Source organism: Polynucleobacter sp. Nonnen-W13 (genome assembly GCF_018881735.1).
Lineage (GTDB): Bacteria > Pseudomonadota > Gammaproteobacteria > Burkholderiales > Burkholderiaceae > Polynucleobacter.
This window is the reverse complement of record NZ_JACVPU010000002.1, coordinates 537,256-564,250: the sequence shown is the minus strand read 5'-3', so window position 1 is coordinate 564,250 and position 26,995 is coordinate 537,256. Positions and strand designations below refer to the sequence as shown.

General features: G+C 45.7%; 24 protein-coding genes and 1 other RNA gene. 16 read left to right on the top strand and 9 right to left on the bottom strand.

The annotated features are described in order from the left end of the window. Nucleotides 1–51: 51 nt before the first annotated feature. The 6 genes from ICN27_RS08170 to ICN27_RS08145 all read left to right on the top strand — a co-directional run bounded on the left by ICN27_RS08170 (nucleotide 52) and on the right by ICN27_RS08145 (nucleotide 5,852). On the top strand, nucleotides 52–1,050 hold the full coding sequence (locus ICN27_RS08170; RefSeq protein ID WP_216269637.1) for a tripartite tricarboxylate transporter substrate binding protein: 999 nt from the start codon (nucleotides 52–54) through the stop codon (nucleotides 1,048–1,050). A 9-nt stretch (nucleotides 1,051–1,059) separates the two neighbouring features. Further along, nucleotides 1,060–1,611, top strand: a complete 552-nt coding sequence (locus ICN27_RS08165) for a carboxymuconolactone decarboxylase family protein (protein ID WP_215308150.1) — start codon at nucleotides 1,060–1,062, stop codon at nucleotides 1,609–1,611. 3 nt (nucleotides 1,612–1,614) lie between these two features. Then, the gene (locus ICN27_RS08160; protein ID WP_216269636.1) at nucleotides 1,615–2,814 is read left to right on the top strand and encodes a class I SAM-dependent methyltransferase; all 1,200 of its coding nucleotides are present in this window, start codon (nucleotides 1,615–1,617) and stop codon (nucleotides 2,812–2,814) included. Nucleotides 2,815–3,019: 205 nt separating this feature from the next. Next, entirely contained in the window at nucleotides 3,020–3,523 is a 504-nt protein-coding gene (locus ICN27_RS08155) for an energy transducer TonB (protein ID WP_216269635.1), read from the top strand. 37 nt (nucleotides 3,524–3,560) lie between these two features. Next, entirely contained in the window at nucleotides 3,561–3,701 is a 141-nt protein-coding gene (gene hemP / locus ICN27_RS10470) for a hemin uptake protein HemP (protein ID WP_216269634.1), read from the top strand. Nucleotides 3,702–3,794: 93 nt separating this feature from the next. Further along, nucleotides 3,795–5,852, top strand: coding sequence for a TonB-dependent receptor domain-containing protein (locus ICN27_RS08145; protein ID WP_216269633.1), 2,058 nt, complete (start codon nucleotides 3,795–3,797; stop codon nucleotides 5,850–5,852). A gap of 41 nt (nucleotides 5,853–5,893) precedes the next feature. Here the strand turns inward: ICN27_RS08145 and ICN27_RS08140 are convergent, their stop codons facing one another. Next, nucleotides 5,894–6,316 carry a VOC family protein gene (locus ICN27_RS08140; RefSeq protein ID WP_216269632.1) on the bottom strand — a complete coding sequence of 141 codons (423 nt, stop codon included), beginning with the start codon at nucleotides 6,314–6,316 and terminating at the stop codon, nucleotides 5,894–5,896. 107 nt (nucleotides 6,317–6,423) lie between these two features. Here ICN27_RS08140 and ICN27_RS08135 point away from each other — a divergent pair, with 107 nt between their 5' ends. Both ICN27_RS08135 and ICN27_RS08130 read left to right on the top strand, forming a co-directional pair. Next, the gene (locus ICN27_RS08135) at nucleotides 6,424–7,413 is read left to right on the top strand and encodes a tripartite tricarboxylate transporter substrate binding protein (RefSeq protein ID WP_216269631.1); all 990 of its coding nucleotides are present in this window, start codon (nucleotides 6,424–6,426) and stop codon (nucleotides 7,411–7,413) included. 32 nt (nucleotides 7,414–7,445) lie between these two features. After that, a complete protein-coding gene (locus ICN27_RS08130; protein ID WP_216269630.1) occupies nucleotides 7,446–9,197 on the top strand; it encodes an IlvD/Edd family dehydratase in 1,752 nt (583 codons plus the stop codon). 273 nt (nucleotides 9,198–9,470) lie between these two features. Here ICN27_RS08130 and ICN27_RS08125 read toward each other — a convergent pair whose 3' ends face one another. From ICN27_RS08125 to ompA, 8 genes are all read right to left on the bottom strand, one after another. Then, nucleotides 9,471–10,697 (bottom strand): CaiB/BaiF CoA-transferase family protein, encoded by a 1,227-nt coding sequence (locus ICN27_RS08125; protein ID WP_216269629.1) that lies wholly within the window; start codon nucleotides 10,695–10,697, stop codon nucleotides 9,471–9,473. 9 nt (nucleotides 10,698–10,706) lie between these two features. Continuing rightward, nucleotides 10,707–11,681 carry a tripartite tricarboxylate transporter substrate binding protein gene (locus tag ICN27_RS08120; RefSeq protein WP_216269628.1) on the bottom strand — a complete coding sequence of 325 codons (975 nt, stop codon included), beginning with the start codon at nucleotides 11,679–11,681 and terminating at the stop codon, nucleotides 10,707–10,709. A gap of 166 nt (nucleotides 11,682–11,847) precedes the next feature. Next, nucleotides 11,848–12,261: a hypothetical protein gene (locus tag ICN27_RS08115; protein ID WP_216269627.1), complete on the bottom strand. Its 414-nt coding sequence runs from the start codon at nucleotides 12,259–12,261 to the stop codon at nucleotides 11,848–11,850. Nucleotides 12,262–12,263: 2 nt separating this feature from the next. Continuing rightward, nucleotides 12,264–13,256, bottom strand: coding sequence for a tripartite tricarboxylate transporter substrate binding protein (locus ICN27_RS08110; RefSeq protein WP_216269626.1), 993 nt, complete (start codon nucleotides 13,254–13,256; stop codon nucleotides 12,264–12,266). Between the two features lie 291 nt (nucleotides 13,257–13,547). After that, nucleotides 13,548–13,906, bottom strand: a transfer-messenger RNA (tmRNA) gene (gene ssrA, locus ICN27_RS08105). 69 nt (nucleotides 13,907–13,975) lie between these two features. Continuing rightward, nucleotides 13,976–14,653, bottom strand: coding sequence for an HAD family hydrolase (locus ICN27_RS08100; RefSeq protein WP_216269625.1), 678 nt, complete (start codon nucleotides 14,651–14,653; stop codon nucleotides 13,976–13,978). Beyond that, entirely contained in the window at nucleotides 14,650–15,339 is a 690-nt protein-coding gene (gene ubiG / locus ICN27_RS08095; RefSeq protein ID WP_215308134.1) for a bifunctional 2-polyprenyl-6-hydroxyphenol methylase/3-demethylubiquinol 3-O-methyltransferase UbiG, read from the bottom strand. Before ubiG ends, ICN27_RS08100 begins: the two co-directional genes overlap by 4 nt. Before the next feature lie 100 nt (nucleotides 15,340–15,439). After that, the gene (gene ompA / locus ICN27_RS08090) at nucleotides 15,440–16,021 is read right to left on the bottom strand and encodes an outer membrane protein OmpA (RefSeq protein ID WP_216269624.1); all 582 of its coding nucleotides are present in this window, start codon (nucleotides 16,019–16,021) and stop codon (nucleotides 15,440–15,442) included. 160 nt (nucleotides 16,022–16,181) lie between these two features. Here ompA and gyrA point away from each other — a divergent pair, with 160 nt between their 5' ends. The 8 genes from gyrA to rpsA all read left to right on the top strand — a co-directional run bounded on the left by gyrA (nucleotide 16,182) and on the right by rpsA (nucleotide 26,989). After that, complete coding sequence (gene gyrA / locus ICN27_RS08085) at nucleotides 16,182–18,905, top strand: DNA gyrase subunit A (protein WP_216269623.1); 2,724 nt, start codon at nucleotides 16,182–16,184, stop codon at nucleotides 18,903–18,905. Between the two features lie 31 nt (nucleotides 18,906–18,936). Next, on the top strand, nucleotides 18,937–20,034 hold the full coding sequence (serC, locus tag ICN27_RS08080) for a 3-phosphoserine/phosphohydroxythreonine transaminase (protein WP_216269622.1): 1,098 nt from the start codon (nucleotides 18,937–18,939) through the stop codon (nucleotides 20,032–20,034). Continuing rightward, nucleotides 20,034–21,128, top strand: coding sequence for a prephenate dehydratase (pheA, locus tag ICN27_RS08075; RefSeq protein WP_216269621.1), 1,095 nt, complete (start codon nucleotides 20,034–20,036; stop codon nucleotides 21,126–21,128). The genes serC and pheA overlap by 1 nt, the downstream gene beginning before the upstream one ends. After that, a complete protein-coding gene (hisC, locus tag ICN27_RS08070) occupies nucleotides 21,125–22,255 on the top strand; it encodes a histidinol-phosphate transaminase (RefSeq protein ID WP_216269620.1) in 1,131 nt (376 codons plus the stop codon). The genes pheA and hisC overlap by 4 nt, the downstream gene beginning before the upstream one ends. A 32-nt stretch (nucleotides 22,256–22,287) precedes the next feature. Further along, nucleotides 22,288–23,169: a prephenate dehydrogenase/arogenate dehydrogenase family protein gene (locus ICN27_RS08065; protein ID WP_216269619.1), complete on the top strand. Its 882-nt coding sequence runs from the start codon at nucleotides 22,288–22,290 to the stop codon at nucleotides 23,167–23,169. A gap of 8 nt (nucleotides 23,170–23,177) precedes the next feature. After that, complete coding sequence (gene aroA / locus ICN27_RS10450; RefSeq protein ID WP_255535096.1) at nucleotides 23,178–24,497, top strand: 3-phosphoshikimate 1-carboxyvinyltransferase; 1,320 nt, start codon at nucleotides 23,178–23,180, stop codon at nucleotides 24,495–24,497. Between the two features lie 12 nt (nucleotides 24,498–24,509). Beyond that, nucleotides 24,510–25,172: a (d)CMP kinase gene (cmk, locus tag ICN27_RS10445; RefSeq protein ID WP_255535074.1), complete on the top strand. Its 663-nt coding sequence runs from the start codon at nucleotides 24,510–24,512 to the stop codon at nucleotides 25,170–25,172. Between the two features lie 143 nt (nucleotides 25,173–25,315). Further along, nucleotides 25,316–26,989, top strand: coding sequence for a 30S ribosomal protein S1 (rpsA, locus tag ICN27_RS08055; protein WP_215304875.1), 1,674 nt, complete (start codon nucleotides 25,316–25,318; stop codon nucleotides 26,987–26,989). Nucleotides 26,990–26,995 lie beyond the last annotated feature (6 nt).

Below are 26,995 nucleotides of genomic sequence, written 5' to 3'. Positions count from 1 at the left end.
AGCGGCCAGGATGGGTGGTAATCTTGCAGTCTTAATCGAGGGAGATGATGTATGCCGATTTTCTTGAAAATAACTAAAAAAGCCCTTTTATTGGGCTTATTGATGATGTTTGCGGGTTCTTTTGCTAGCGCTCAAACTGCCGGTGTGGGCGCATGGCCAACCCAAAAGCCGATTCGCCTGATTGCTGTTTTCCCGCCAGGTGGTTCTGTGGATCAAGTGGCACGTACCTTGGCCCCAGCTTTACAAGCAGAATTAAAGCAAAACGTCATTGTTGAAAATATTGGCGGGGCATCCGGTGTCATTGGAACTGCTGCCATGACAAGGTCAGATCCTGATGGTTATACCTTTGCGGTGGTATTTGACACGCACGGTGTAAATCCGATCCTCAAAGATAAGCTGCCCTACGACACGATTAAAGATATAGCGCCTGTAAACTTAATTGGTACATCACCGATGGTATTAGTCGCCAGTAAGAATTCTGGGATCACCAGTTTTAAGCAGTTGGTAGACCAGTCCAAGACTGGCAAACAATTTAGCTATGGATCTATTGGAATTGGTAGCTTGGGTCATTTGGCCATGGCGCGTTTGGCTAAACAAGCAGGCTTTGATTGGAATCACGTACCTTATCGTGGTGGAGGCCCCTTGATGCAGGATGTACTTGGTGGTCAAGTTCCACTGGCTGTTGGCTCAGAATTCTTAGTCAAACCCCATGTCGATAGTGGCGGCGTCATTCCCTTGGTAATTACTACCGCTAAAAGATCTCCTGAGTTACCGAATGTGCCAACGATTGCTGAAAGTGGTTTCCCTGGATTTAATGCACCAGCATGGTGGGCAGTTTTGGCTCCAGGCAAAACTCCACCTGCCATCGTCAATGCCATGAACCAGGCTGTCACGAAAGCGCTCAAGACGCCTGCAGTCGCATCTAAATTAAAGTCACAAGGTATTGAAATTGTCGCTGGTAACCCAGAAACTCTCCGCGACTTTATCGGCAAGCAAATTGCGGTGTGGGGTAAGTTTGTGATTGAAAATAATATTAAAGAAACACAATAAGGAATTGATATGAGTGAGCGTTTAATTCCCTATCAGCCGATGGACTTGGCTGAGCCTGCTGAGTTGGTGGCAGCTATTCGTAAAAGACGCGGTGGTCAGTTCATTAATTTGGATCGCATGCTTTTACACAGCACCCCTATTGCTGAGGGCTGGAATCATTTTGTCGGCGAGATCCGTAATAACCTCTCCTTAGATCCAAAGCTGCGCGAGCTTGCGATGTGTGGAGTAGCTGTTCTGAATGGCGCCGAATATGAGTTTTTTCACCACGCCCCACCATTCATCAAAGCAGGCGGCACTGAAGAGCAAGTGCAAGCACTGCGTTTAATTGGTCAGCCAAGTTTTCCTAGCGCCTTATTCTCTACTATTGAAAATGATGCCGTAGAGCTTACGTTTCAGATGACGCGCAATATTCAGGTTGATGGCGCTCTGATGAAGCGCTTGCAGGCGGCTCTGGGAAATACTGATACCGTTGAGCTTGTCACTGTAGTGGCAGCTTACAACATGGTCTCTCGGTTTTTGATCGCCTTGGATGTTAATCCAGAGGAACATCCTCCTGAGTAATTCATGAGCCAGGGTAGTTCGATTCACTGGGAAGAGGGTCACCAGACCTGTTCAGCTGTTTGGCATTCTGAAAATGGCATAGCAGCACATAAAAAAGTGGTGATTGCTGACGATACATTAACGGCGGACGATGCCTATCGCTTGGCATGCGAAGGTACCGCTATCCTCTGGAAGGGGGATTTTCAAAATGCCCGACAGCTCTTGCAGGCTTTGGTTCGACGTATCGATAAACCATCAAAAAAATCGAAGCGTTCAGGCAAGAGGTTGGATAAGTCAGGTGAGCCTGTTATCCAGAAGTCAGCAAAAGATATTTTTAATCAACATCGCCTGATTCAATCTCAGCGAGCTCGTATATTGGGGATGTTGTTAATTCAATGTAATGCGGATCATACAATTTCATTGCGCCGAGCGCCCGATATTTCCCAGGCGTGTATTGAGGCATACGGTACCGTCACACAATCTTATGTAGTTTCTTTGCGTGAACTCTTGGGCGTAGTGAGCGCTCATGAGTGGCGCAAAAATGGTTTGCCTATTTTGGCCGATGAAAATGGCGAGCCAATTTACGTTCATCCACATTACGGCGTTTTCTCACCCGTTCGCGGCGAGTACATTGAGTTAGTTTGTAGCGCCCCTTTGCCCAAATCCCTTAATGGGGCATCCACAGCTTTTGATATTGGGGTTGGTACTGGAGTTCTGTCGATTATTTTGGCAATGCGGGATGTCCAAAAAATTGTTGCTACTGATCAAGATGATCGAGCGCTTCAGTGTGCCAAAGAAAATATTGCACTCTTAGGCTTGGCTTCTCAAGTAGAAATTATGAAAGCTAATTTATTTCCAATAGGAAAGGCTTCATTAATTGTCTGCAATCCACCATGGGTGCCTGCAAGACCTAGCTCTACTTTGGAACATGCGGTTTACGATCCAGAGAGTCAGATGCTCAAAGGGTTTTTAGCGGGATTGAAAGATCATTTGTTACCCCAAGGTGAGGGCTGGCTGATTCTGTCTGATTTAGCCGAACACCTTGAGCTCAGATCCCGACAAGAGCTGCTATCTTGGATTGAAGATGCCGGATTAGTTGTTCTTGACCGCATGGATACCAAACCAAAACATCCGAAGACATTCGATGACTCAGACTCTCTTTATTTTGCAAGAGCAGCCGAAATCACTTCACTTTGGCGCTTACAAATTCACCAGAAGTATTAATCTCATCTAGTTAGCTATCCCAATACCCTTGGAGCATGCAGGCCTTTCATCTAAAGGGTTGTTGGTGCGTAAAACATCCAATAAAATTAATGAGAATGATTATCATCTTTCATTTTTGAGTTGATGTAAGTAAGGGCTTTGTTTCTTGATTGGAAAAAAATTACAGATTAGTGCATCTAGACTTATTCCTTTTTGGGTGATTGGGATGCATATTTCCATCATTGTTGGAATGGGAGTATTTCAAGATAGGACTCCACAAACTTTTGCACCAGAGAGGCTAACTCTCAGCTTGAGGGACTCACTTGAGCATCGCGCCATAGCCAAAGTATCAAAACAAACTCAGGACATCAAGGTAGCTCATAGCCCCCCTGCATCAACGATTGCGAGGAACTCAAGTCATCATGAATCAGCCATGCCATCTCCGCCAGTAAAAACCTTTCGTGATAGAGACATATTTTTCAATCCAAAACCCATTTACCCCCTATTAAGTAGGCGTATGCGTGAGCAAGGCGCTGTTCAACTCAAGTTATGTATTGATGATCGAGGGCGCGTGGAAAATGTTCAGTTGGTCAAAAGTTCTGGCTATGAAAAACTAGATAGATCCGCCATGGAAGGCGTCAGAGAGTGGAAATTTTCTGCTCTAGAATCTCAGGATCAGGCCTTATCGCACTGCTACCATCTTCCAGTCCACTTCAGGTTAGAGACTTAAATTGAAATCAGAGTTCAATAACTCAAGAGATGATTTCGTGAGTTCTCAACTGAGTTTAAATAAGGTGATTGCCAGTACGAATTTATTTGGTAAAGAGAAAACTGTTGTCATCATCCATGATGGCGAAAGATATATTTTAAGAATTACTAAATTAAAGAAGCTCATTTTGACTAAATAGTGATGGGCTAATTAGCCTAATTTATTAGCCAGCAAAAGTATTTTGATATGCGATTAGCCAGCGATTGGATGTTTTTATCTCTGGAGATTGCATATGAAGCAGAAAAAATTGGCTTGGGCTTTACGCTTGGCCTTAGTTTGCGGGTGTTTCTTAAGCTCAGGTATTCAGGCTAAGGAAATAGATTTACCAAGAATAGATATTGTCGGCAGCGAGGAAAATGCGCGTTCGAAAATTCCGGGTACGGTCGATGTGATTAATCAAAAGCAGTTGGATTTACTTCAGCCCCTGTCTATTCAAGATGCTCTTAAGACTATTCCGGGTATTAACATCCGAGGTGATGAAGGTGGCTTAGGCTCCATTCCGAATATTGGTATTCGAGGACTCAATCCCAGTCGTAGTCAGAAAGTGCTATTACTAGAGGATGGGGCACCTATTCATCCCAGCCTATTTATTTCTAGCGCCTCTTATTACAGTCCACCTGTGGATCGTATGAGCGGCATTGAAGTATTAAAGGGGGCATCAGGCTTGCAATATGGCCCGTCCAATATTGGTGGGGTTATTAATTACCTAACTAAGACTCCAGAGGAAGGCTTTAAGCTTTCCGGTAAAGCAGGTAATTATGGTTATCAATTTGCTCAAATTGAAGCTGGCGGAAAGTCGGAAAGCAATGGAGCTATCGCAGGTATCAACATCATTAAGTCTGAGAGTGATGGATACCAAGGCAATGGCTTTAAGATGTACGACATTCTGTTTAAGGGCGGTGTAGCGATTGATCAAAATCAATGGCTTAGCCTTAAATATACCCACTATGACAACAATATTAATACCTCCTATGTCGGCTTGAGACCAAATCAATATGACGCCCGAATTTCAGGAAATCCTGCTCCCAATGATTATTTTGTTACACAGAGAAATGCCGTTGACCTGAATCACTCTTGGGAGCTCGGCACTGGGACAAAACTGAACACATTGCTGTACTGGAGTCGCTTAGATCGAGATTACTGGCGTCAAGTCGTCAGTGGTCGTACTTCGGATAAAACGAGTTTTACTCCCTGCAATGGTGATAATGATTGTATGTTTGGGCGAAATCGTGAATTTCAAATGCTCGGAGTAGATTCGCGAATGACTCATGCCTATGAGGCAATGGGTATAAGTAATGAGTTTGAATTCGGACTACGCTTACATACTGAGACGCAATCAAATCAGTTGGTGGCATCGCGAAGCTTGGCGAAGTCCGGAAGAGTGTCCGGGCATGAGGAAAATAAAGCCAATTCAGTAGCTCTCTTTGCGCAAAATAGATTTTTGCTATCAAAAGACTTTGCAGTTACCCCTGGGGTGCGTGTTGAAAGCTATAACCAGTCTCGAAATAATGTGCTAACTGAAAAATCAGGGAGCGCCAAGAATTTAGAAACTGTTCCACAAATTGGAGCAAGCTGGCAACTGATTCCAGAATTACAGCTTTATTCGAGCGTATATAAAGGATTTGCGCCCGCTCAATTAGCAACTGCCATTAGTGAAAAGGGTGTGGATCAGCAATTGGACCCTGAGAGATCAACCAATTTTGAGTTTGGTCTACGGGGTGTCAATCATGGCTTTAGCTATGATGCGGCGATATTTAGCATGAACTTTAGCAATCAAATTGTTAATCAAAGTCTTGCTGCGGGGATTAGCAAAGCTAACGGCGGTAAGAGCTTGCATCAGGGTATGGAATTATCTTTAGGGTATGGATTTGAATCTGGATGGGGTCTGAGTGGAAATCTGACTTATATTCCAGTTGCTAAATTCGTTGGCAACTCATCTATGGGGAGGGATGGAAACCGTATCCCATACACATCAGAATTGGTATCGAATTTGGGTGTCAGCTATCAGAAAAATGGCCTCAACACCTTAGTCAGTCTAAATTACTTATCACCTCAATTTGCTGATTCAGCAAATACTGCTTTGCCAAACTCCATTGGTACTCTAGGAGAAATCCCTGCCATTACAACTATGAATTGGAGTGCAAATTATGCGATCAATAAAAGTTTGAAAGTATTTGGTGTGGTGAACAACTTGTTGAACAGGCGTTATATTTCCAGCAGAAGTCCTGACGGGATTTTTGCTGGCGCACCCATCAATTTTCAGGCGGGAATGAGTTACCAGTTCTTCTGATGTAGTAGATAACTTGTACTCAGTTTTTCTATCTCAGCCAATTATTTAGCAAATAGCTGGCTGGGATCCTCAAATGCCTTGAACTCCAAGGCATTACCGGCAGGATCGAGAAAGAACATGGTTGCCTGCTCCCCCACTTTTCCTTTAAAGCGAATCTGTGGCTCGATGATGAACTTCATGCCACTGCTGCTTAATCTATTCGCCAATGCATGCCAATCTGGCATTGTCAGCACCACCCCAAAGTGTTTTACAGGAACTTGATGTCCGTCAACCTCATTTGAGGCTGCATGACTGCATTCTTCAGGTGCAAGGTGGGCAACTAATTGGTGTCCAAAGAAGTCAAAATCAATCCATTCATCAGAGCTGCGACCTTCCGCGCAACCTAAGGTGCTGCCGTAAAAAGTGCGAGCTGCTTCCAGGTTATCTACGGGAAAAGCCAGGTGAAAAGGTTGAATATTTGACATAGCGGTCCTTGGCAAGATGTGGAATTGAACTCAGTAAGCTTAAATGGATGTGATGACAAAGTTTAGTATATTGAGCATAAATATAAAACTGTGGCACGGAGATAAAAATGATCACTTTTCAATTAGGTAAGCTTTGCCGTTCTATTGCCCAGGCAACGCTCATCCTGAGTTTTTCTGGTTTGGTGCATGCCGCTTATCCGGACAGGCCAATCAAACTCATCGTGCCCTATCCTCCTGGTGGAGCTACTGATGTGATTGGACGAATTCTAGCTAAGAATTTAGGCGAATCTTTGGGTCAGCAAGTATTGGTTGAGAATCGCGGTGGAGCTGGTGGCAATATCGGTGCAGAAGCGGTAGCTAAGGCTAATCCAGATGGTTATACCTTGCTAATGGGCGCAGTCACCTCACATTCCACTATGGCTACGCTTGAAAAGGGCAAGCTTCGTTACGATCTTCTGAAGGATTTCACTCCAGTCATGATTGTGGGTTCAGTACCTTTGGTGGTGGTAGTTAACCCCAATGTTCCTGTAAGAACCTTAAAGGGCTTGGTAGATTACGCAAAAGCCAATCCAGATAAATTAAATTACGCCTCCTCTGGTGCAGGCGCACCGCAGCGAATGGGTGCAGAAATTTTCCAAAAAGAAGCGGGTCTCAAAATCACGCATGTCCCCTACAAGGGTAGTGGTCCAGCTATGACCGATTTAGTTGCAGGACAAGTCAACATGATGGTAGAAACTGTTCCAGCTGCATTACCGTTTATCAATGCTGGGCAATTGCGTCCCTTAGCGGTGACAACGGCAAAACGCATTTCAATGCTGCCTGATGTTCCTACGACCGCTGAATCTGGTATGCCTGCACTGGAAGTGAGTTCTACCTTTGGTGTTTTGGCGCCAGTCGGTACACCCATGCCTATCGTTGATCAGTTGAATAGCGCTATCGCTAAACTATTACTCAATCCTGAGGTGAAGGAAGCGTTCCTAAAGCAGGGTGTTTATGCTGCAGCACCATCTAAGCCTAAGAAATCAGCCGAGTTGCTAGCTGCTGAAGTCAAGCGTTGGGAAAAAGTTATTAGAGAAGCTGATATCAAAGCTGAGTAAGCACCATTTATTTTTAAGTTAAAGAATGATTTATGACAAGTAATGCTAATCAAGAAAAAAAGCAGCCTACAGAAAGTGGCTTGCGTAAGGGCTTAACCAGTTATGGCGATAAAGGCTTCTCCTTGTTTTTGCGTAAGGCATTTATTAAGGGCGCTGGCTACACCAATAGCGCCTTAGATCGCCCCGTTATTGGCATTATTAATACTGGCAGTGCTTATAACCCCTGTCACGGGAATATGCCGCAACTGATTGAGGCTGTAAAACGTGGCGTGATGTTGGCTGGTGGCTTACCGATGGATTTCCCCATCATCTCGATTCATGAAAGCTTTGCCGCTCCTACTAGTATGTATTTGCGCAACCTGATGTCAATGGATACGGAAGAGATGTTGCGGGCTCAGCCAATGGATGCGGTGGTGATGATTGGTGGTTGCGATAAAACTGTACCGGCGCAAATGATGGGCGCTGCTTCTGCGGGTCTCCCGGCAATTCAGTTGATCACGGGTTCGATGTTGACGGGCTCCCATCGTAGTGAGCGTGTGGGTGCATGCACTGACTGTCGTCGTTATTGGGGAAAATTCCGCGCTGGCGAAATTGATGAAGCTGAAAAAGATGAAGTGAATGACCAATTGGTAGCTAGTGTAGGGACCTGCTCAGTGATGGGCACTGCTAGTACGATGGCCTGCATCTCTGAAGCCCTCGGCATGACTGTGCCTGGTGGAGCAACACCACCTGCCGTCACTGCGGATCGCATACGGATTGCAGAAGAGACTGGTACTCGTGCTGTTCAAATGGCAAAAGATGGCTTAACGATTGATAAGGTATTAACAGCAGATGCTTTTGAAAACGCGATGCGTGTTTTATTAGCGATTGGCGGCTCGACTAATGGCATCGTACATTTAGCTGCTATCGCTGGTCGCATGGGCCTAGAGATTGACTTGGATGCGCTCGATAAGATGGGTGATGAGACGCCAGTACTGGTGGATTTGAAGCCCTCTGGTGATCACTACATGGAGAACTTCCATGATGCTGGTGGTATGACCACGCTGCTACGTGAGCTTAAGCCTTTATTAAAATTAGATGCCATGACGGTAACGGGTCGCACTTTAGGTGAAGAGATTGATGCAGCCCCGCCAAGCTTTAAGCAAGAGGTAGTGCGCAAGTTCGATAATCCGATTTATCCACGTGGCAGTATTGCGGTCTTGCATGGCAACTTAGCGCCCGGCGGTGCCATCATTAAACAATCAGCAGCTAATGAAAAACTCATGGAGCATGAGGGTCGCGCTGTTGTTTTTGAAAATAGTGAAGACCTTGCCAATCGTATTGATAGTCCAGACTTAGATGTGACGGCAGATGATATTTTGGTACTGAAGAATATTGGCCCGAAAGGCGCGCCTGGTATGCCTGAAGCTGGGTATATTCCGATTCCAATGAAGCTTGCTCGTGCTGGCGTAAAAGATATTGTGCGAATTTCCGATGGACGCATGAGTGGTACAGCGTTCGGAACCATTGTGTTGCACGTGACTCCAGAGGCCGCAGTAGGTGGGCCATTGGCATTTGTAAATAATGGAGACCGCATCCGCTTGAGCGTGAAGAATCGTGAAATTAGTTTATTGGTCTCTGATGACGAGTTGGCTAAGCGCGCAAAAGAGAACCCAGTAATAGAGCCCACTGCAGAGCGTGGCTACCTAAAGCTATTCTTAGACACTGTTACGCAAGCAGACAAGGGCGTTGACTTTGATTTCTTGAGGGCAGTGAAGATAGTGGGTAAGACCCCAAAGCGTTGAGCTAATTAAACGAAGAAAAATTGCAGTAAAGAAAAACGCCATCCTAGTGGGTGGCGTTGAACTGGTACATGCCACCATAAAGGTGCGAATTTCAAAGAGTGTCCCCAAAAAATAATCAGACTACTAACTGAATACAGGTTCAAGATCTTGCCAACCTGAAAAACTGGTTGCTGATCCAGAAAATCTTGCTTGGGATGCGATTGGGTATGGGGTAATACAGGCGAGGAGTGTCTCTAACTCAAATTGAAACGAGCAGGCGGGATTGCCTTAAGCTTATTTTAAGATGCCAGCCTTGATAATGCCCTCAATTTGCTCATTTGTAAGCCCAATTTTCTGAAGTATTTCGGCGGTATGCTCCCCTAGCTTTGGGGCTTTAATTTCCTGCTTTTGAGTATGCTCTTCAAGAATAAAACCAAGACCAGATGTTTTAATAAGTTTGTTGTTATTTTTGATTTCATGAAGAGGAATATTTATATTTACTCCTGACGATGCTTCCTCAAGAAATTCTCCAAGCGTCCTCACTTTTGCTGCAGGCACTCCAACGCTATTGAGTTCAATTTCCATCTGAAAAGCAGATTTAGTCAATAGGACACTTTGGATTTTTTCTTTAACCAAAGAGGGGTCTTTTGCTACAACAAATCCCTCATTCACTGCATTAAAAGCATCAAGATCTAAAGCGTTTGGGTCACTACAAATTGATTCAAGACCAAGCACATTCATCATTTTCTTGAACTGAGTTGGCGTATTTGCAGCAGTAGAGATCCATCCATCCTTACATCGAAATGCATCAGATGCAGGACTACCGCTATAGCCCTTATTCCCCAAGCGTTTATGTGTTTTTTTATCGGTAAGGTAGTCCGTAGTGTACGGATACATCAACATCAATGAAGCTTGAACAAGCGAGGTTTCAATGTGCTGCCCAACACCGTCTTTTTCTTGGCGATAAAGTGCAGATGCAATTGAAAGGGCTCCAAGCATACCAACAGCAACATCAATCACTGGAAATCCAACCTTTGTGGGATCGCTATCATTTTCAGGACCTGACATCATCATCATGCCAGTAAGGGCTTGTATTACTTGATCATACCCACCTCGGCTCGACCATAAACCTTTTTGACCATATCCCGAGATAGAGCAATAAATTATTTTTGGATTAATTTTTTTAATGGATTCATAGTCAAGACCATACTTCTTGACAACACCAGGGCGAAAGTTCTCTATAAATACATCACACTCTTTTGCAAGCGAGCGAATGATGTTTGCTCCCTCTTCGGTTCGAATATCTATAGATAAAGACTTTTTTCCTGCATTTAAGGCGCAAAAGCCAGTCGGGGTATCAGTTGGAATTAATTCTTTATTAGCCCTCATCACATCGCCAATTTCAGGCTTTTCAATTTTATAAACTTCCGCACCTAGTTGGGCGAGGTAGAGCGAAGTAAGAGGCCCAGCTATGACATGTGACATGTCTATAACTCGAACCCCTTCAAATAGTTGAGCCATCTTCATTCGCTATTCTGCAGTGATGCCCGTTAGCCTGATAATTTCAGCCCATTTTTTATTCTCGCTAACCATATAGGCTGCAAAAGCCTGAGGGCTTTGACTGCGGGTAATAATATTGCCGGCAGCTTCATAACTTGTTGCGAGTGATGGGTTGGATAATGCAGTTGATATTCCGGAGAACAGAGTGTTGATAATTTCCGTCGGAGTCTTTGCTGGCGCCCACATGCCAAACCAGGATTCTTGAATGGTAAGTTCATTTTTCATAATTTCATTTAAAGTGGGAATATTGGGGAGCTGAGTAAGGCGTGATTTACTCGTTACAGCAAGAGCTCTCACCTTACCACCCTTAACTAAGGGGACCCCAGTACCTGCTATTGGAAATGCAAATTGAGTATCTCCTCTAACAAGGGATGCAAGAATTTCAACAGAGCCTTTTAATGGGATGTGAGTTGTTTTAAGATTGTTTAAGGCTACAAACGTAGCGCCGGCAATATGAGCAGATGTGCCAATTCCGCCTGAGCCATAGTTCATTGCCCCCGGATTCGATTTTGCTGCTGCAATAACATCTTCAACTGTTTTATAAGGAGAGTCAGCGCTTACGATCATGATCGTGGGCGAGGAGTACATGTTGCTGATTGGAACAAAGTCAGTCATTGGGCTAATTGAAAGCTCTGGTTTCAGTATTTTCTGAATCAGCTGAATATTTGAGCCTAGCAATAAGGTGTATCCATCTGGATTGGCTTGTGCAACAAACTGCGTAGCCAAGACCCCTCCGGCACCCACTTTGTTCTCAACAACAATAGTTTGCTTAAGGGCCTCACCAATAAAGGGCGCTGCCTGCCGTAATTGAACATCTGGACCGCCGCCTGCGGCGTAGGCAGATACTGCCTTGATTGACTTGTTTGGAAAGCTCGATTGACTCCAAGCGGCAAAAGGATGAAGTCCAATTATCGAAGTTGCTTTGATGAAGTCTCTACGTTTCATAACTGGTTTCCTATGCTTTTGATTGTGATGTATCGCATCACAAAATTACTTACAAAATAGTAGCTGATCTTTTCACTGATTTATTTTTAATTTAGCGGGTCGGTTGGGGATATATTCAGATGGACTTTGAATGATATTTGCTAAAAGTCGACCAATCTACTTAACACTACTGAGTAGTTTCCCCTACCTTGAAATTTCCTGACTTCAGATCTGGAGCATTGATGTGGACTTTAAAATAATCCTCAACTGGAGTGCCCCTAACTCTAACGCAGACTTGTAGCCAGCGATCATTAGCAATTTTTTTCGCAATGATCTCCAATTCCTCTGTAATCACAGATCCCATTGCTCTGATCATTTCAGGGGTGCGGGGATTCATGGTTTCCAATGTGGCAAACAAAAATAGTGCATCTTCATTTTTATCGGCAACTTGCCAATAATCAAGATTGATAACGCGGCTCTTGAAGTCATCTAAGCGGCCATAACCTGCACTTGATAATCTAATGTGTACTTTTTGAAAAAACTCTTTCCAATTAACTTGTTTCGTGAGAACTGACGGGGATTCAATGGTGATGTGAGGCATTTTTAGTCGATAGTAGCATTTGATTTACGTGTAGCATCGCCCCAAACTTTTGCTTCATTGGTCAAAAATTGCTTTGCTTCTACCAATGACATGGGCGTTGCAGTTAATCCCATTTCTTGCATGCGAGTAATTACGTCAGGACGACGAAGAACAGTATTGATTTCTTTATTAAGTTTTTCAGCGATTGCTGGAGGCATATTGCCTGGACCCATGATTCCGTACCATGGGGCTGCGACTAAACCAGCAACCCCTACTTCACGCATAGTAGGTACATCCGATAAGGCTGCAGAGCGACGATCGCCGGTTTGGGCTAAAACGCGTAATTTGCCAGTACGGATGTGCTGCATCAGTGGTCCCGGATTGTCAAACATCAAGGGAACTTGATTTCCGAGTAGATCGGTAGTTGCTGGTGCCGATCCTTTATAGGGGACATGCATTAACTGTACATTAGCTGATTGCTTGAACATCTCTCCAATAATGTGTTGGGGTGTTCCATTGCCTGCTGAACCATAGGCTATCGTATTGGGTTTTGCTTTGGCAGCAGTAATTAAGTCCGCTATATTTTTATATGGCTGGTCTGGGTGGACTACAACTACAAATGGTACCCGTGTGATGATGGCAAGCGCCGTTAAGTCTTTTGCGGGGTCGTAGCGAAGCTGTGGGTACAGTGCTTTACCCACTGAAACAGGACCAGTTGCTCCCAGTAGTAAGGTGTATCCATCAGGTGAAGAGAGCGCCACTTGTTCGCTGCCAATTGTTCCGCCAGCACCTACTTTATTTTCAACTATGACACTGACGCCAAAACTTTCACTCAGACCCATTGCAATGATGCGACCCAGTGCATCAGTTACTGCGCCAGCAGAATAGGGGACAACAATCTTAATTGGCCCTTTGGGGTAGCTATCTACAGTTTGGGAGAATGAAAAGCTTACAGTGCACAAAGAGATGATTAAGAGTGACAGCTTTATAAAGCTTTTGAGTTGAATCTGTGGCATTTTTGTCCCTGTATGACTTTTATAAAAGGCTATTGTTTAAATCTTGAATCTTAGGATACTAGCTTCTATCTTTTGGGTAAAGTGCGTAAGTTTTTCCTTCGCAGAGCATATTTATTCTGGAGTCGCAGCTGAATAGTTAGTGCGTAAGTCGCCTTCCAAGTTTTTAATTAGAGTTATTTCGTTAGCCTTTGAATTTACCCTGAAAACTTCTACGGCTGGTCGTACAGCCCCTGATCTACAAAGAAAAACGCCACCCTAGTCGGTGGCGTTAGTCTGTTACGTACTACAAAATGGTGGAGTCGGCGGGAATCGAACCCGCGTCCGCAAATCCTCTACAACAAGTTCTACATACTTAGTCATATCATTTAATTTAGCTAGCTAGTCACAGACTGACATGTTCCACGCTGGCGATTCACTAAGTTTTCGAATCATTCCCCGTGACATGAAATGATCTTATCTCTTGTAAATGACCCTGATCTAGCTTTCGCTAGCTGACCCAAGAGAGAATCAGTTCAGGGGCAACCGCAATTAAGCGGCTAGTGCGAAACGTTCGTCGTTTGCAGTTATTACATTCCCATTGATTTACGAGATAACGGGTCCTCGGTATGCCCTTGATGCTTTGTAATCCACGTCGAAACCATGTCGACCCCGGAGTTCTTGCATAGGAAACTCTATTTTAAGGTGCTTACCCCTAAATTGCTTGTTATCTTTTTATCTCCCTACTGCGGGAAGATGATTTCCAGGAGTTCTTTTGGGTGGTGCACGAGATAATCCGCACCCCAGGCCTCTGGAGGCTCCTCACAGCCACAATATCCATAAGCTGCTGCAATCGTCTTCATACCCGCTGCCTTGCCTGCCACGATGTCTCTGATGTCATCGCCGACATATACCGATTTGGTCGGGTCTACATTGGCGAGTCTAGCTGCGTGCAAGATGGGCTCAGGATGGGGTTTTGAGTGAGGAGTGGTATCGCCAGAAACTGTTGATACTGCTCTTTGTCTCAAGCCCATTAACTCAGTTAAGGGATTGGTAAAGCGCTCGCTTTTATTGGTAACAATGCCCCAAGGTAGTTTTGCGCCATCCAATTGATTAAGCAAGTGATCGACACCATCAAAAATGACACTATTGACCATGAGCGCTTTTTCATAGTTTGAGAAAAACTCATCTCGAAGTGGAATGAAATCGGGGTGATCGGTCTCAATCCCAAATGCTCCTCTAATCAGTCCACGAGCCCCTGCAGAAGCACGGGGACGCAATACCTCATATTGCATGGGTGGAAGATTGCGTGCGATGAGGAGCTGGTTTGCGGCTGCAACAAGGTCTGGAGCTGTGTCAGCAAGGGTGCCATCTAGATCAAAAAAGATGCCCTTGTAAGGACTTACTAACCTGCTACTCATTTACGCACGGCAATCATATAGTTCACATCAACATCATCACCAAGGCTATAGACCTGAGTGATGGGGTTGTATGTCATTCCCTTCATGCCGAGCATGTCTAATCCGGCGTGACGAGTAAATGCAACTAATTCAGAGGGTTTGATGAATTTGGCGTATTCGTGAGTGCCCTTGGGGAGTAATCGCAGGATGTATTCAGCACCAATAATGGCAAATAAGTAAGACTTAGGGTTGCGGTTCAGGGTGCTAAAAAAGAGGGTGCCGCCCGGCTTACAGAGATTTGCACAAGCTCGAACCACAGAGGCTGGGTCTGGAACATGCTCTAGCATCTCCATACAGGTCACAACGTCGTACTGTTCTGGCTCTTCCTCGGCTAGTGCTTCAGCTGAAATAGAGCGGTATTTGAGGGTGGCGCCCACTTCCAGTGCATGTAACTCAGCGACTTTGAGGGCTTTTTCGGATAGGTCGATGCCACAGGTATCAGCCCCTGACTGCGCAATCGACTCCGCCAGAATTCCGCCACCACAACCGACATCTAGAACCTTCTTGCCTTGAAGGTCAACAAACGACTTGATCCAATTAAGGCGTAAGGGGTTAATGGCATGCAGAGGCTTGAATTCGCTGTGGGGATCCCACCAGCGATGGGCTAGGGCGCTAAATTTAGCGATTTCAGATTGATCGACGTTCATAGGAATAAAAGCGCAGGAAGCGCGTTGAGATAAGTGAATTACGAATATAGCGGAAATAAAAAAGCCCGGCAGAACCGGGCTTTTTTACAAGTAAAAAGAATTACTTAACTGCAGCTGTACCAACAACTTCGATGTCGGTGCGGCGGTTCTTAGCGCGGCCTTCAGCAGTTGCATTGCTTGCAACTGGATTGCTCTTGCCTTTTGATTCTGTGTAAATACGGCTACCGTCAACACCTTTGCTTACTAAGTAAGCTTTAACTGACTGAGCACGACGCTGGCCGAGAGCCATGTTGTAAGCATCAGTACCAACGCTATCAGTGTTACCAACAGCAATAATTACTTCTAATTTGATTTTGCTTAAATCTTTAGCGATTTTGTCTAAAGTTGCTTGACCTTCTGCCTTCAATGTTGCTTTGTCGAAGTCATAGAGTGTGTCAGCTTGCAAAGTGATCTTGCTTTGGCTAACGCCAGATGTAGCAGCAGCTCTTGGTGCTAGAAAGCCGTCACAACCGGCAGCTGCAGTAGCAGGAGTCCAGCTGCTATCGCGCCAGCACAATGCGCCGTCGCCGTTTTTCCAGGCTAAGCCATTTGAGTTGACCCAGTTGTCAACGTTTTGAGCGGAAGTAGCAGTAGCAGCAACAGTGATTACGCCAGCAAGTACCAGTTTTAGGGTTTTGTTCATTTTTAGTCCTCAAAAATCTCTTTTTTAATTAAAGTCAAACTTAAATGTAATTCGCCCTACTTTGAAGCAAAAAACCGCAAAGCGACACATCTCAATTTCGTACAAACTGACAGAATCTTAGCATAGGGGCTATCAGTCATCAAAATGATATTATTTCTAAATGGAACAAGCCGCTAAAGAAACACTACCAATATCCCTAGAAGACGAAATGCGGCGGTCCTATTTGGACTACGCAATGAGCGTCATTGTCGGCAGAGCCCTGCCAGACGTACGTGACGGCCTCAAACCGGTTCATCGCCGGGTCTTATTCGCGATGTATGAATTAAACAACGATTGGAACCGCGCTTACAAAAAATCTGCCCGTATAGTTGGCGATGTGATCGGTAAATACCATCCACATGGCGATTCTGCGGTGTATGACACCATTGTTCGCATGGCCCAGGACTTCTCTCTGCGCTATATGCTGGTTGACGGACAGGGCAACTTTGGCTCCGTAGACGGTGATAACGCTGCTGCAATGCGTTATACCGAGATCCGTCTTCGTAAGATTGCCCATGAGTTATTGGCCGATTTGGACAAGGAAACCGTGGATTTCGGGCCAAATTACGACGGTAGTGAGAAAGAACCCCTGATCCTTCCTGCAAAAGTGCCTAATTTGCTGATTAACGGCAGTTCTGGCATTGCCGTGGGGATGGCGACCAATATCCCTCCTCATAACCTAGATGAGGTAGTTACAGCCTGTTTACACGTATTGCACAACCCAGAATGCTCGATTGATGAGTTGATTGAGATCATTCCTGCCCCGGATTTCCCAACTGCCGGAATTATTTATGGTGTTCAAGGGGTTCGTGAGGGCTATCGCACTGGCCGTGGCCGTGTGGTGATGCGCGCAAAGACCCACTTTGAAGATCTCGACAAGGGCGCTCGTCAGGCCATCATCGTGGATGAGTTGCCATACCAAGTCAATAAAAAGAACTTGCTCGAGCGTATTGCTGAGTTGGTGAATGAGAAAAAAGTAGAGGGCATCTCTGATCTCCGAGATGAGTCTGACAAGTCAGGTATGCGCGTAGTCATTGAGCTCAAGCGCGGCGAAGTGCCTGAAGTGGTTCTCAATAATTTATATAAGAGCACTCAACTGCAAGATAACTTCGGTATGAATATGGTGGCCCTGGTGGATAACCAGCCACGCCTATTGAATCTGAAGCAAATGCTGGAGTACTTCTTGCAACACCGTCGCGAAGTAGTGACGCGTCGTACGATTTTTGAATTGCGCAAGGCGCGTGAGCGTGGCCACGTCTTAGAAGGTTTGGCAGTTGCATTGGCAAATATTGATGAATTTATTGCCATCATTAAAGCTGCTGCAAACCCAGTGGTTGCTAAGCAAGAGTTGATGAGTAAGGCTTGGGACTCCTCCATGGTGCGCGAGATGTTGGCGCGTGCGGAGACGGATACCCCGGGCGGCCGCAATGCCTACCGCCCTGAAGGTTTGTTACCGGAGTACGGTATGCAAACTACTGGCCTGTATCGTTTGTCTGATAGCCAAGCACAAGAAATTTTACAGATGCGTTTGCAACGTTTGACTGGCCTTGAGCAAGACAAGATTGTGAATGAGTACAAAGATGTGATGGCGGAGATTTCGGATTTGCTCGACTTACTCGCCAGGCCAGAACGTGTCACTCAAGTCATTGAATCCGAGTTGAAAGAAGTTCAAGCGGAATTTGGTATTGCTGGTGGTGACTCTGGTCGTCGTTCATTTATTGAAATGAATGCAACCGAGTTGTTCACAGAAGACCTGATCACTCCGCAAGATATGGTGGTCACACTTTCTAACACTGGTTACATGAAGAGCCAGCCTCTGAGTGAATACCGTGCGCAAAAACGAGGTGGTCGTGGCAAACAAGCTGCAGCTACCAAGAACGAAGATTGGATTGAGACGCTCTTCGTTGCGAATACACATGACATCATTTTGTGCTTCTCCGATCGTGGCCGTATGTATTGGCTCAAAGTATGGGAAGTTCCACAAGGAAGCCGTAATTCACGCGGCAAGCCAATCGTTAATATGTTCCCCTTGATTGAAGGCGAAAAGATTACGGTGATTCTCCCGATTAAGGGGTATCAAGATGATCATTACGTATTCATGGCAACAAGCTTGGGTACAGTGAAGAAGACGCGTTTGTCTGACTTCTCTAATCCACGTAAGGCCGGAATTATTGCTGTCGATTTAAATGAAAACGACTTCTTAGTTGGCGCAGCGATCACTGACGGTCAGCATGATGTGATGTTGTTCTCCGATGCTGGTAAAGCAGTGCGCTTTGATGAGAATGATGTGCGTCCAATGGGTCGTACGGCGCGCGGTGTGCGCGGTATGAACTTGGGTGAAGGTCATCAAGTAATTGCTATGTTGGTTGCTCCAGCTGAAGCTGCTGAAGGTGCCGAAGTGGCTGTTGTTGATGCGAATGGTCTCGCAATTCCGAGTAGCGTACTCACTGCAACAGAAAATGGTTTTGGTAAGCGCACTCCGATTGGTGAATACACCCGTCATGGTCGCGGTACCAAAGGCATGATTGCGATTCAGACAACTGAGCGAAACGGAAAAGTCGTTGCCGCTGCTTTGGTATCTCCTGAAGATCAAATTATGCTGATTACTACTGGCGGCATTTTGGTGCGCACTCGTGTTTCAGAGATTCGTGAAATGGGGCGCGCAACACAAGGCGTCACTTTGATCAACGTTGATGAAGGTACGCGTTTGTCTGGCTTGCAGCGTATTGCTGAAAGCGATTCTGATGATGAGAATGATTTGGATGATGTTGAAGACGGTGAAAGTGGAGATATTTCCGCCGATCCAGCGCTTGATTCCAATTCTGATCAAGCTGGCGATGCCTAATTGGCATCCATTCAAGGTTAATTAACCCATCATGACGTTTGACCGCCGCATTTTCAATTTCGCTGCGGGACCTGCTACCTTGCCTGAAGAGGTATTGAAGCAGGCTGCTGCAGAGATGTTGAATTGGCAGGGCTTGGGTGCAAGCGTCATGGAAGTGAGCCATCGGGGCAAAGAGTTCATGGCCCTGTATGAGGAGGTATTGCAAGACTTACGCACCCTCATGGGCATTCCGGATTCCTATGAAATATTGATGCTTCAAGGTGGCGGATTGGGTCAGAATGCTGCCATCCCCATGAACCTGATGCCCTTAGCCAAGAATGGCCCAAAGGCAGATTTTTTAGTAACTGGCATTTGGTCGGAAAAGTCTTATAAAGAAGCGGATAAGTATGGTGTTGCTCATTTAGCAGCCTCTTCTGCAGCTGAAAAATTCAATACGATTCCTGCAAGATGTACTTGGCAACTATCAGAGGATGCTGCTTACGTTCATTACTGTGCGAATGAGACTATTGGTGGCGTAGAGTTTCCAGATGTGCCTGATGTCAACGGCAAGCTCTTGGTTGCTGATATTTCTAGCAATATCCTATCTAGAGAAATCGATGTCACAAAATGTGGCGTCTGGTTTGGTGGCGCACAAAAAAATATTGGCCCATCGGGTGTAACGATTGTGATCGTACGCAAAGACTTGATGGGTCACAGTATGAAAATTACGCCATCGATTTGGGATTGGTCTAAACAAGCGGCAACTGACTCCATGTTAAACACGCCGCCTACTTTCTCGATTTATATGGCTGGACTAGGCTTTAAGTGGTTACTGAAGCAGGGTGGTGTAAAAGCGATTGAGAGCCGCAATCAAGAAAAAGCGGATTTGCTATACAACTTCTTGGATCAAAGCAGTCTTTACGAAAATCGCATTCCTAAAGAATATCGCTCTCGTATGAATGTCACCTTCTTCCTAAAGGATGAAAATTTAAACGCCCAGTTTCTCGAGCAATCTAATGTGGCAGGCTTAGTTGCCTTGCGCGGCCACAAGGCGGCAGGCGGTATGCGCGCCAGTATTTACAACGCAATGCCACTAGAGGGCGTCAAGGCCTTGGTGGAATTTATGCGTGACTTTGAAAGGCGTGCCTAATGAGCTCCAAAGACCCAAGTACAGAAGAACAGCGACTAGCGCCAATTCGCGACAAAATCGATGCACTGGATGCGCAGATTTTAGATTTGTTATCACAGCGCGCAAAAGCTGCTCAAGAGGTTGGCCACATAAAAGGTGGGTTTTCGTCACCAGTATTTAGGCCTGAGCGTGAGCGTCAGGTTGTTGCGCGCCTACAAGAGCTCAGCAAGGGCCCCTTGTTACCTGATGGTATTGTGGCAATTTGGCGTGAGGTGATGTCGGCTTGCCGTGCCTTAGAGGCTCGTCAGACGATTGCCTATCTCGGACCAGTAGGAACATTTTCAGAGCAAGCGGCTCAAACCTATTTTGGCCACTCGATTGCGGGTCTTCCTTGCAATAGTTTGGATGAAGTATTTAAAGCGGTGGAGAAGGGTGCAGCGCAGTTTGGAGTTGTGCCTGTAGAAAATTCTAGTGAGGGTGCGATTTCAAGAACCTTGGACTTGCTTCTAGATTCACCCATGCGGATTAGCGGTGAAGTGGTGCTACCTATTCGTCACCATCTGCTAACTAATAGCGGTAACTTAGATGGCGTGACCACGGTTTGCGCTCACGCCCAAGCTTTAGCGCAATGTCAGCAATGGTTGAGTGTGCATGCGCCTCAATTGAAGCGCCAGGCAGTCAGTAGCAACGCTGAGGCAGCGCGTATGGCCTCTCTGGACCCCAGCTTGGCAGCAATTGCTGGAGACCCTGCGCAAGAAGCTTATGGATTGCAGGCTGTGGCTGCGCAGATTCAGGATGATCCACACAACCGTACCCGTTTTGTAGTGGTCGGAACTTATGAGTGTCAGCCTACCGGCAAAGATCAAACATCTCTGGTGCTATCAGTGGATAACCAACCAGGTGCAGTACATCGTTTATTAGAGCCTTTAGCTAAGCATGGCGTTTCCATGAACCGCTTTGAGTCTCGCCCTGCTCGCAAGGGAACTTGGGAGTACCACTTCTATATTGATGTAGCAGGACATGCTGAAGATACGAAAGTAGCCAAAGCCTTGGAAGACTTAAAAACGACAGCTGCTTTTTATAAAAACCTCGGCTCATATCCTCATTCAGCATGACATCAAAATTTAATATCGGTTTAAAGCATATCCATGCGATAGCGCCCTATGTTGGCGGAAGACCTATCAGTGAGGTCGCGCGTGAGTACGGCCTTGATGAAAACAAGATTGTGAAATTGGCTTCCAATGAAAATCCATTAGGCATGCCAAAGTCGGCGCAAGACGCGATGCTCAAGGCTGCGAGTGACTTAGGTCGCTATCCAGACTCTAATGGTTTTGAATTAAAGAATGTTTTGTCATTACGTTTAGGCGTTCCAGCGGATTGGATTACCTTAGGCAATGGCAGTAATGATATTTTGGAGTTAGCTGCACGTGCAGTAGCTCAAGCTGGCGATGAGGTAGTTTTCTCCAAACATGCCTTTGCGGTATATCCATTGGCAACACAAGCAGTTGGTGCTAAGGCGATTGAAGTGGCTGCAACTGCAATGTATGGTCATGACCTGCCTGCTATCTTGCAAGCAGTTAAAGCCTCAGGTGATAAAGCTAAGTTGGTGTTTGTGGCCAACCCAAATAATCCGACTGGTAGCTACTTAAGCGCTAAAGAGATCGAGGATTTCTTAATGGCTGTTCCTGCTCATGTGGTGGTCGTATTGGATGAAGCTTATAACGAGTACCTTGCCCCAGAACAGCGCTATGACGCAATTGCTTGGGTGAAGCGTTTTCCCAATATGATTTTGTCGCGAAGCTTTTCTAAGGCATATGGTTTGGCAGGTTTACGAATCGGATATGGTGTGGCTCAGCCTGCCTTAACGGATTTACTCAATCGCATCCGTCAGCCATTTAACGTTAATAGTCTTGCACAAGCCGCAGCGATCGCAGCGTTCCAAGATTCTGCTTTCTTACAGCAAGGCTTTGAATTGAATCGCACTGGTTTAGTTCAACTTACTCAAGCATTTGATGCGCTTGGCTTAACTTATCTTCCATCAGCAGGTAACTTTGTATTGGTGAAGGTTGGCGAGGATGATAGTGCTGGTGCTCGCATTAATTTAGAGTTGCTTAAGCGTGGCATTATTGTTCGTCCAGTTGGCAATTACGGTTTGCCACAATGGTTACGTATTTCCATTGGCTTGCCTGAAGAGAATGCAGCTTTTATTGATGCCCTTAAAGATATTTTGGCGCAACGTTAATTCAACGCCAATTAGACAAATTTCATAAGCCAATGGCCATCATTAACCCATCCAGTAATTACGGTACCGTCGCGATTGTTGGCGTTGGTCTCATTGGTGCTTCCTTAGGCCTTGCATTAAAAAAAGCGGGCGTGGTCAATCAGGTCTTAGGTGTCGGCCGTAGCGCCCCTAATCTAGATCAAGCCCTCAAAATGGGCGCTATAGATGCTGTAGTTGATCTGGCTGAGGCGGCTAAGCAATCTGACGTGATTGTGTTGTGTATGCCAGTAGCGCAAATGCGCGCAGCCTTTGAAACCATTGAACCTCATCTCGAGCCTAGAACAATGATTACAGATGCGGGCAGCACTAAGGGCGATGTGATTTTGGCTGCTAAAGAAGTGTTGGGTAAAAAAGCTTGTCAGTTTGTGCCGGCGCACCCGATTGCTGGTGGTGCACAACATGGTGCTAGTGCTGCGAAAGCAGATTTATTTGCAGGTAAGCAAACTATTCTTTGTCCCTTACAGGAAAACTCTCCACAAGATACAGATTTAATCGAAGGCTTTTGGCAGTCAGTTGGCTCCGTTGTTAAAAGGATTTCTTGTGTTCAGCATGATGCGATTTATGCAGCAGTCTCTCATTTACCGCATCTATTGTCTTATGCATTAATGGCTAGTGTTGTGAACTCAGAAGATGCCGATCAAAAACTCAGTCATGTGGGCGCAGGCTTTAAAGATTTCACGCGTATTGCAGCTTCGAGCCCAGAGATGTGGCGTGATATTTGCCTGGGTAATCGCACTGCAGTTCTTAAGGAGCTTGATCAATATTTGCTCATCGTGAGTCACATGCGTAAATTGATTGCTGAGAATGATGGTGCAGGCTTGGAGAAGTTATTCAACAAGGCCAGCAAAGCGCGCCAAGATTTGGATGGGCTTTGATGAGTAGATTGCCGGATATCAAAATTGGACCATTCAAGCGAGCGCAGGGTTCGATTGTCTTACCTGGATCAAAAAGCATTTCCAATCGCGCCCTGTTGTTGGCCGCCCTATCGTCAGGCACTACAACACTTAAAAATCTACTAGATGCTGACGATACTCAGGTGATGCGTAATGCACTTCGCCAGCTGGGTTTATCGGTAAGTGATCAAGGTGACAAAGTTTGTGTGCTTGAAGGTTGCAGCGGGAAGTTCCCGGTGCAAAATGCTGATCTCTTTATGGGTAATGCAGGTACAGCAATTCGTCCATTAACAGCGGCTCTTGCTATGCAAGGCGGTCACTACCGTTTATCTGGTGTGCCTCGTATGCATGAAAGACCCATTCGAGATTTAGTGGATGGTCTGCGCCAAGTGGGCGCAAAGATTGACTATGAATTACAAGAAGGCTATCCACCCATTAAGATCATTGCCGCTGATATTGAAATGAAAGACGTGGTGAAGGTGCGGGGCGATGTCTCAAGCCAATTCCTGACTGCTTTGTTGATGGCCTTGCCTTTAGTTGCAAAAGAGCCCGTCAAGATTGAAGTGATCGGTGAATTGATTTCTCGTCCTTATATTGACATCACGCTCAAGCTGATGGCGCGCTTTGGCGTCAAAGTAGCTTGCCCTGATGCCCAGTCGTTTGTGATTCCTGCCAAAACTTCTGAGGCGGTATATCAAAGTCCTGGAGTGCTGTCTGTTGAAGGTGACGCATCGTCTGCTTCTTACTTCTTAGCACTTGGTGCGATTGGTGGTGGACCAGTGCGCGTCTTAGGCGTTGGTAGTCAAAGTATTCAGGGTGATGTTGCTTTTGCTGATGCCTTAGCCTTAATGGGCGCGAAGATTTCGTCGGGCGAGGATTGGATTGAAGTTGCTGGCGTTCAAAATGCCAACGGCAAGCTCAATGGTATTACGATCGATTGCACAGAGATTCCGGATGCGGCGATGACCTTGGCTGTTGCCGCACTGTTTGCTGAAGGCCCTACGCGCTTGAATAATATTGCGAGCTGGCGTGTGAAGGAAACTGATCGTATTGCGGCAATGGCTAAAGAATTAAAAAAGGTGGGCGCTATTGTTCAAGAGGGTGCTGATTACATCGTAGTTCAAGCGCCGCCGTCTATTTCTGATTGGAAGTCTCCGGATGAAGGTATTGATACTTATGATGACCATCGTATGGCCATGTGCTTCTCGCTAGCTGCTTTTGGTCCCAATGCGCTCAAGATCAACGATCCCAATTGCGTTGCTAAAACCTTCCCAACTTACTTTGCAGAGTTTGCAAAGATCGTCTCCTAGAAGTCGCTTTTAATGAATTTACCGCCAGTCATCGCCATTGATGGACCTACCGCTTCTGGTAAAGGTACGGTTGCCTCCCTTGTGGCCGAGAGGCTGGGCTTTCATTATTTGGACAGTGGTGCACTCTACCGACTCGTCGCTTTGGGGAGTCAAAAAGCATGTGTTGATCCTCAAAATGGCCCGGAACTGGGTATTTTGGCCAAAAAACTGGTGATTTCATTCAAAAATGGTCAAATTTTGCTCAATTCCGAAGATGTGACCGATGCCATTCGGACAGAAAGCATTGGTTTGCGTGCTTCTGCAATAGCGGTGCACCCAGAAGTCAGGCAGGCTTTAGTAGGTGTTCAGCATGGTTTTAGGCAGGCTCCGGGCTTGGTTGCTGATGGTCGCGATATGGCAAGTGTGATATTTCCCGATGCTGTTTTGAAGATTTTCCTAACAGCGACAGCCCAAGCTAGGGCTGAACGACGGTATAAGCAATTGATAGCTAAGGGAATTTCTGCTAAACTAGAGGACTTGCTGCATGATTTGCAAGAGCGCGATGCCAGAGATAGTAGTCGAGGTGCCGCTCCTTTGTTAGTCGCAGACGGCGCCAAAGTGCTAGAAACATCGGAATTATCGATAGATCAAGCAGTTAAGACGGTTTTAGATTGGTATCAATCAACAACAGCTTAGTTTTGGGTGGGCAGTAAACAGTAGTAGAAGTTGTTTTGGCGTCTTAAGAAACTCTACAACGCGATTATCTAATTGAGCGTGTTTCTTGGGGCTTTTTTAACCTAACCCGTCAGGCCTTCTGGCGGCACAAAGTGAATATATAAATGTCTGAATCATTTGCAGAACTATTTGAAGAATCATTAACCCGATCGAATATGAAGACCGGCCAAGTTATTTCGGCTGAAGTACTTCGCATCGACCATAACTTCGTCGTTGTTAACGCTGGATTGAAATCCGAAGCGTTTATTCCTGTTGAAGAATTCCATAACGACGCTGGCGAGATTGAAGTAGCTCCTGGCGATTTCGTTTCTGTTGCTATTGACGCTCTAGAGAACGGCTATGGCGACACAATCCTTTCCCGTGACAAAGCGAAACGCTTGGCATCATGGATGAACTTGGAAAAAGCGCTTGAGCAAGCTGAGATCGTTACTGGTACTGTTACCGGTAAGGTTAAAGGCGGCTTGACAGTCATGGTTAACGGTATCCGCGCATTCTTGCCTGGATCACTCGTTGACACACGCCCAATCAAAGACACCAGCCCTTACGAAGGTAAGACGATGGAGTTTAAGGTTATCAAGCTTGACCGCAAGCGTAACAACGTAGTGTTGTCACGTCGTGCAGTTGTTGAAGCTAGCCAAGGTGAAGAGCGCGCGAAGTTGATGTCTAACCTCAAAGAAGGTAGCGTTGTTCAAGGTATCGTTAAAAATATTACTGACTACGGTGCGTTCGTGGACCTCGGTGGTATTGACGGTCTCTTGCACATTACCGATTTGGCGTGGCGTCGTGTACGTCACCCAAGCGAGATGTTGACCGTTGGTCAAGAAGTTACCGCGAAGATTTTGAAGTTCGATCAAGAGAAGAACCGTGTTTCACTCGGCGTGAAACAGCTTGGTGATGATCCATGGGTTGGTATCGCTCGTCGCTACCCACCAAATACCCGTTTATTCGGTAAGGTAACTAACCTGACTGACTACGGCGCATTCGTAGAAATCGAATCTGGTATCGAAGGTTTGGTACACGTTTCTGAGATGGACTGGACTAATAAGAACGTTGCTCCAAGTAAAGCTACTGCATTAGGAACCGAAGTTGAAGTGATGGTTCTGGATATTGATGAAGACAAGCGTCGTATCAGCTTGGGCATCAAGCAGTGCAAAGCAAACCCATGGGAAGAGTTTTCACGTGGCCAACAAAAAGGCGACAAGTTGACTGGTGCAATCAAGTCTATTACTGACTTTGGTGTGTTCATTGGTTTGCCTGGCGGTATCGATGGTTTGGTTCACCTCTCAGACATTTCTTGGAATGAGCCTGGCGAAGAAGCTGTTAAGAAATACAAAAAAGGCGACGAAGTGGAAGCTACTGTATTGGCTATTGATGTTGAGAAAGAGCGTATCTCTCTTGGTATCAAACAGTTGTCTGGTGACCCATTCAATAACTACACATCCGTAAGCGACAAGGGTAGCCTTGTAACTGGTACTGTGAAGGCTGTTGATGCTAAGGGTGCAACCATTCACTTAGCTGATGAAGTTGAAGCTTACTTACGTGCCTCTGAGATTTCAACAGATCGTGTTGAAGATGCACGTAATGTATTGAAAGAAGGCGATAGCGTAACTGCAATGATCATCAACATTGATCGCAAGTCACGTGCCATCAATCTTTCAATCAAAGCTAAAGACAGCTCTGACCAACAAGATGCTATGAGCAAGCTCCAAGGTGATGCGCAGTCTGGCACAACCAACTTGGGCGCCTTGTTAAAAGCAAAGATGGACAATCAAGGCTAAATCAAT

Bases quoted from the DNA above. Each gene is read 5' to 3' on its own strand.
- ICN27_RS08100 (WP_216269625.1), bottom strand. From the start codon at position 14,653: ATGAGTAGCAGGTTAGTAAGTCCTTACAAGGGCATCTTTTTTGATCTA.
- ubiG (WP_215308134.1), bottom strand. From the start codon at position 15,339: ATGAACGTCGATCAATCTGAAATCGCTAAATTTAGCGCCCTAGCCCAT.
- rpsA (WP_215304875.1), top strand. From the start codon at position 25,316: ATGTCTGAATCATTTGCAGAACTATTTGAAGAATCATTAACCCGATCG.
- ICN27_RS08110 (WP_216269626.1), bottom strand. From the start codon at position 13,256: ATGCCACAGATTCAACTCAAAAGCTTTATAAAGCTGTCACTCTTAATC.
- ICN27_RS08155 (WP_216269635.1), top strand. From the start codon at position 3,020: ATGCATATTTCCATCATTGTTGGAATGGGAGTATTTCAAGATAGGACT.
- ICN27_RS08160 (WP_216269636.1), top strand. From the start codon at position 1,615: ATGAGCCAGGGTAGTTCGATTCACTGGGAAGAGGGTCACCAGACCTGT.
- ICN27_RS08140 (WP_216269632.1), bottom strand. From the start codon at position 6,316: ATGTCAAATATTCAACCTTTTCACCTGGCTTTTCCCGTAGATAACCTG.
- ICN27_RS08170 (WP_216269637.1), top strand. From the start codon at position 52: ATGCCGATTTTCTTGAAAATAACTAAAAAAGCCCTTTTATTGGGCTTA.
- ICN27_RS08115 (WP_216269627.1), bottom strand. From the start codon at position 12,261: ATGCCTCACATCACCATTGAATCCCCGTCAGTTCTCACGAAACAAGTT.
- ICN27_RS08120 (WP_216269628.1), bottom strand. From the start codon at position 11,681: ATGAAACGTAGAGACTTCATCAAAGCAACTTCGATAATTGGACTTCAT.
- serC (WP_216269622.1), top strand. From the start codon at position 18,937: ATGACGTTTGACCGCCGCATTTTCAATTTCGCTGCGGGACCTGCTACC.
- ompA (WP_216269624.1), bottom strand. From the start codon at position 16,021: ATGAACAAAACCCTAAAACTGGTACTTGCTGGCGTAATCACTGTTGCT.
- ICN27_RS08135 (WP_216269631.1), top strand. From the start codon at position 6,424: ATGATCACTTTTCAATTAGGTAAGCTTTGCCGTTCTATTGCCCAGGCA.
- ICN27_RS08130 (WP_216269630.1), top strand. From the start codon at position 7,446: ATGACAAGTAATGCTAATCAAGAAAAAAAGCAGCCTACAGAAAGTGGC.
- hisC (WP_216269620.1), top strand. From the start codon at position 21,125: ATGACATCAAAATTTAATATCGGTTTAAAGCATATCCATGCGATAGCG.
- ICN27_RS08165 (WP_215308150.1), top strand. From the start codon at position 1,060: ATGAGTGAGCGTTTAATTCCCTATCAGCCGATGGACTTGGCTGAGCCT.
- pheA (WP_216269621.1), top strand. From the start codon at position 20,034: ATGAGCTCCAAAGACCCAAGTACAGAAGAACAGCGACTAGCGCCAATT.
- ICN27_RS08065 (WP_216269619.1), top strand. From the start codon at position 22,288: ATGGCCATCATTAACCCATCCAGTAATTACGGTACCGTCGCGATTGTT.
- ICN27_RS08125 (WP_216269629.1), bottom strand. From the start codon at position 10,697: ATGGCTCAACTATTTGAAGGGGTTCGAGTTATAGACATGTCACATGTC.
- gyrA (WP_216269623.1), top strand. From the start codon at position 16,182: ATGGAACAAGCCGCTAAAGAAACACTACCAATATCCCTAGAAGACGAA.
- ICN27_RS08145 (WP_216269633.1), top strand. From the start codon at position 3,795: ATGAAGCAGAAAAAATTGGCTTGGGCTTTACGCTTGGCCTTAGTTTGC.
- cmk (WP_255535074.1), top strand. From the start codon at position 24,510: ATGAATTTACCGCCAGTCATCGCCATTGATGGACCTACCGCTTCTGGT.